Origin of the sequence: Rudaea sp., assembly GCF_036383415.1 — a bacterium.
In the GTDB taxonomy this organism is placed as follows: Bacteria; Pseudomonadota; Gammaproteobacteria; order Xanthomonadales; family Rhodanobacteraceae; genus Rudaea.
The window spans coordinates 1-4,408 of sequence record NZ_DASVOK010000297.1 but is presented as its reverse complement, the minus strand read 5'-3'; the positions used below and the strand labels follow the sequence as shown (position 1 = coordinate 4,408).

The following is a 4,408-nucleotide window of genomic DNA, read 5'->3' as shown; positions in this document are numbered from 1 at the left end:
TCCTTGTGCACGGCGTAGAAGCCTTCGGCCTCGGCGCGCGAGAGCTGCTTGTATTTGGCGGCGACGATCTTGAGGCCGGCCTTTTCAAAGCGGGAATAGATTTCGCCGATCACGTTCTTGGCGACCGCGTCGGGCTTGATGATGGAAAGGGTGCGCTCCAGCGCCATTGCTGATGACTCCGATGTTGTGGGTGGTGGTCGGGTGGTGCGGCCCACGGTCATCCCCACCGTCGAACCGGGCACACGGCAAACCTGAGGCTGCTGCCGAAAAAGGCTTTTGGATTCTATAGGATTGCGAACGAAATTTTAAGTACCTTGACCGCATCTTGCACGCTTTTCGGCGACTGCCAATGGCTTCGCATTTCCCGATGCCGCAGCGCCGATTTGACCCTCGCCCCACCAGCGCCTAGAATTCAAACAAACGTTTGACAAGCGATGTCGGCGATCACGACCGCGCATCGACGAAAGCAGGCATTCGGGAGGCTGCGAGCGATGAATCCGGAACTCTTCTCCACCAAACAACGCATCCTCGACGCCGCCGAGGCCCTGTTCGCCAGCCACGGTTTCGCCGGTGCTTCGCTGCGCCAGGTCACCTCGAACGCCCAGGTCAATCTCGCCGCGGTCAACTATCACTTCGGCTCGAAGGAAAACCTGATCAACGAGGTGCTGCGCCTGCGCCTCGACAAGCTCAATGCCGACCGCACCCAAGCGCTGCAGGCGGCGCTGACGAAGTCGCCTACGCAGCTCGAAGACGTGCTCGGCGCCTGGATCCGCCCCGCGCTCGCCGCGTCGGCCAACGAAAAGGGCAGCACCGCGTTCGTGCGCATCCTCGCCCGCACCTATGCGGAGCAGAACGAACGCCTGCGCTCCTTCCTCCACGACAACTACGGCCACGTGCTGCGCGACTTTACAACTGCGCTCGGCACCCTGCTGCCACACCTGGACAAGCAGGAACTGTACTGGCGCATGGACATCATCACCGGCGCGCTGACCTTCGCCATGGCCGACTTCGGCGCGATCAAGCGTCGCGGCGCAAGCGCCGAGCAGCATCGCGAACTGACCGCAGATCATCTGATTCACTTCGCCGCCGCCGGCTTGCGCGCGAAATGAAAAGTGATCCACGGCGCGGACTTCCGCGGATAGAGCGAAAGCACGAAAAGTTTTCTTTAGCTTGACCCGCCTTCGTCCGCGCCGATCCACGGCAAGAAATTCCACCTCCCCAATCCATGAGGCACGCATGAGTTTCCCTCCCCTCCGCATTCGCAAAGTGGCCGTGCTCGGCGCCGGCGTCATGGGCGCGCAGATCGCCGCGCATCTGGTCAACGCCGGCGTCGACACCGTGCTGTTCGATCTGCCCGCAAAAGACGGTGACGCGAACGGTATCGTGCTCAAGGCGATCGAGAATCTGAAGAAACTTTCGCCCTCGCCGCTCGCCGACAAGTCGCGCGCCGGCGCAATCGTGCCGGCCAACTACGGCAGCGATCTCGAACTGCTGCGTGGCTGCGACCTGATCATCGAGGCGATTGCCGAAAAGCTCGACTGGAAGCGCGACCTCTACGCCAAGATCGTCCCTTACGTAGCCGAAAATGCGGTGCTCGCGAGCAATACTTCTGGCTTGAGTATCAATAGTTTGGCCGATATTCTTAGCGCACATTTGCATGAGCGTTTCTGTGGCGTGCACTTCTTCAATCCGCCGCGCTACATGCACCTGGCCGAACTGATTCCCTGCGCCAAGACGGCGCCGGAAGTGCTGAGCGGACTGGAGACCTTCCTGACCACAACGCTCGGCAAGGGCGTGGTCTATGCTAAGGACACGCCGAACTTCATCGGCAACCGCATCGGCGTGTTCTCGATCCTGTCGACGGTCCACCACACCGACCAGTTCAAGCTCGGCTACGACGTGGTCGACGCGCTGACCGGCCCCGCGATCGGCCATCCGAAGAGCGCGACCTATCGCACCGCCGACGTGGTCGGTCTCGACACGATGGGTCACGTCATCGGCACGATGGACGGCACCCTGCCGAACGATCCGTGGCGCGACTATTTCAAGACGCCGCCCGTGCTCGCCGCGCTCGTCGCCAAGGGCGCGCTCGGGCAGAAGAGCGGCGCCGGCTTCTTCCGCAAGGTCGGCAAGGACATTCTCGTGCTCGATCCCGCAAAGGCCGACTACGTGGCGCAGACCGGCAAGGTCAGCGACGAGGTCGCCGCGATCCTCAAGCTCAAGAACCCGGCCGAGAAGTTCGCCAAGCTGCGCGCGTCGAGCGATTCGCAGGCGCAGTTCCTCTGGGCCGCGCATCGCGATCTGTTCCACTACTCCGCTTATCACCTCGCTGAGATCGCCGACACCGCACGCGACATCGACTTCGCCATGCGCTGGGGCTACGGCTGGCAGCTCGGTCCGTTCGAGACCTGGCAGGCCGCCGGCTGGGCGCAGGTCGCGCAGTGGATCGCCGAGGACATCGCCGCCGGCAGGACGATGAGCAGCGCGCCGCTGCCCGCGTGGGCGCTCGACCCCGAACGCACGGGCGTGCACCAGCCCGACGGCAGTTCCTACAGCGCCGCGCAGGACAAGTACCTGCCACGTTCGACCGAGCCGGTCTACGCGCGCCAGTTGTTCCCGCAGACCACGATCGGCACGAAGGTCGATCGCGGCACGACCGTGTTCGAGACCGACGACGCGCGTCTGTGGACGCTCGGCGACGACGACATCGCGATCCTCTCGTTCAAGACCAAGATGCACACGCTCGGCGCCGGCGTCGTCGATGCGGTCAACCGCGCGATCGACGAGGCCGAGAAGAACTTCAAGGGCCTAGTGATCTGGCAGGACTCCGAGCCGTTCAGCGCCGGCGCCGACCTAGCTGGCGCGGTCGCGCTGCTGCAATCGGGCAAGATCGACGAGTTCGAGGCGTTCGTGAACCACTTCCAGCAGACGAGCATGCGCATCAAGCACTCGCTCGTGCCCGTTGTCGCGGCGATCCGTGGCCTCGCACTCGGCGGCGGCTGCGAATTCCAGATGCATTGCGCGCGTACAGTCGCCGCGCTCGAAAGCTACATCGGCCTCGTCGAAGCCGGCGTCGGCCTGTTGCCGGCCGGCGGTGGCCTCAAGGAACTCGCGCTGCGTGCGTCCGCGCGCGCGATCGAGGGCGATGTGTTCACGCAGTTGAAGAACGCGTTCCAGACCGTCGCGATGGCCAAGGTTTCGACCAGCGCGCTCGAAGCGAAGGAGCTCGGTCTGCTGCGTCAGAGCGACGTCGTCGTCTTCCATACCGACGAGCTGCTCTATGTTGCCAAGAACGAAGCACGCGCGATGTACGAGTCGGGCTGGCGCCCGCCGCTGTACGACCGCCAGATCACCGTCGCCGGCGACGTCGGCAGCGCGACGTTCAAAGCCTCGCTGGTGAATATGCTGGAGGGCCGCTTTATCTCCGAGCACGACTTCGACGTCGCCAGCCGCATCGCCGACACGCTGTGCGGCGGCCAGATCGAACGCGGCTCGCAGGTCGACGAACAATGGCTGCTCGACCTCGAGCGCAAGCACTTCGTCGCCCTCGCGCAGACGCCGAAAACGCAGGAGCGCATCGTGCATATGCTCAAGACCGGCAAACCGCTCAGAAACTAAGTGCTCTTGCCGTCATCCCAGCGCAAGCTGGGATCCAGCCTTCAAAAGGAACTGGATTCCCGCCTGCGCGGGAATGACGAGCAAAGAAGCATCAGCCAACGCCTACCCTATTTCGAGAATCTCCATGGCCAAGCAAATCCAAGACGCCTACATCGTCGCCGCGCAGCGCACCCCGGTCGGCAAGGCCCCGCGCGGCGTGTTCCGCAACACACGCCCGGACGACATGCTTGCCTTCGCGATCAATGCGACTTTGTCCAAATTTCCACAAATAGACAAATCGCGCATCGACGACGCCATCATCGGCTGCGCGATGCCCGAAGCCGAGCAAGGCATGAACGTCGCGCGCATCGCCGTGCTGCTCGCCGGCCTGCCGAACGTTGTCTCGGCGGTGACCGTCAACCGCTTCTGTTCGTCCGGCCTGCAGGCCGTGGCGATGGCTGCCGACCGCATCCGCCTCGGCGAAGCCGACCTGATGCTCGCCGGCGGTACCGAATCGATGAGCATGGTGCCGATGATGGGCTATCACCCGGTGTTCAATCCGGGCATTTTCTCGAACGAGCACATCGGCATCGCCTACGGCATGGGCATCACCGCAGAGAAGGTCGCCGAGCAATGGAAGGTCACGCGCGAAGAACAGGATACGTTCGCCGCGGCGAGCCACGCCAAGGCGCTCGCCGCACAGGCCGCGGGCGAATTCGACGACGAGATCGCGCCTTACCAGCTCGCAGACCATTATCCGAATCTCGCCTCACGCGGAACGATCGACGACACGCGCACGATGAAGAACGAC

The 4,408-nt window shown here is 63.5% G+C and carries 4 protein-coding genes; 3 read left to right on the top strand and 1 reads right to left on the bottom strand.

Translation table 11 applies throughout. The annotated features are described in order from the left end of the window. Positions 1 to 167: nucleoside-diphosphate kinase (locus VF497_RS11230; protein ID WP_330888707.1), on the bottom strand; the 167-nt coding region annotated here is incomplete at its 3' end. A gap of 324 nt (positions 168 to 491) precedes the next feature. On the opposite strand from VF497_RS11230, the gene VF497_RS11225 reads away from it, so the two are divergent. The 3 genes from VF497_RS11225 to VF497_RS11215 all read left to right on the top strand — a co-directional run. Next, positions 492 to 1,109, top strand: coding sequence for a TetR/AcrR family transcriptional regulator (locus VF497_RS11225; RefSeq protein ID WP_330888705.1), 618 nt, complete (start codon positions 492 to 494; stop codon positions 1,107 to 1,109). Between the two features lie 127 nt (positions 1,110 to 1,236). Next, entirely contained in the window at positions 1,237 to 3,618 is a 2,382-nt protein-coding gene (locus tag VF497_RS11220; RefSeq protein WP_330888703.1) for a 3-hydroxyacyl-CoA dehydrogenase/enoyl-CoA hydratase family protein, read from the top strand. 124 nt (positions 3,619 to 3,742) lie between these two features. After that, on the top strand, positions 3,743 to 4,408 hold a 666-nt coding region (locus VF497_RS11215), incomplete at its 3' end, for a beta-ketoacyl synthase N-terminal-like domain-containing protein (RefSeq protein ID WP_330888701.1).

Coding starts and splice junctions, on each gene's coding strand:
- VF497_RS11225 (WP_330888705.1), top strand. CDS start 492: ATGAATCCGGAACTCTTCTCCACCAAACAACGCATCCTCGACGCCGCC.
- VF497_RS11220 (WP_330888703.1), top strand. CDS start 1,237: ATGAGTTTCCCTCCCCTCCGCATTCGCAAAGTGGCCGTGCTCGGCGCC.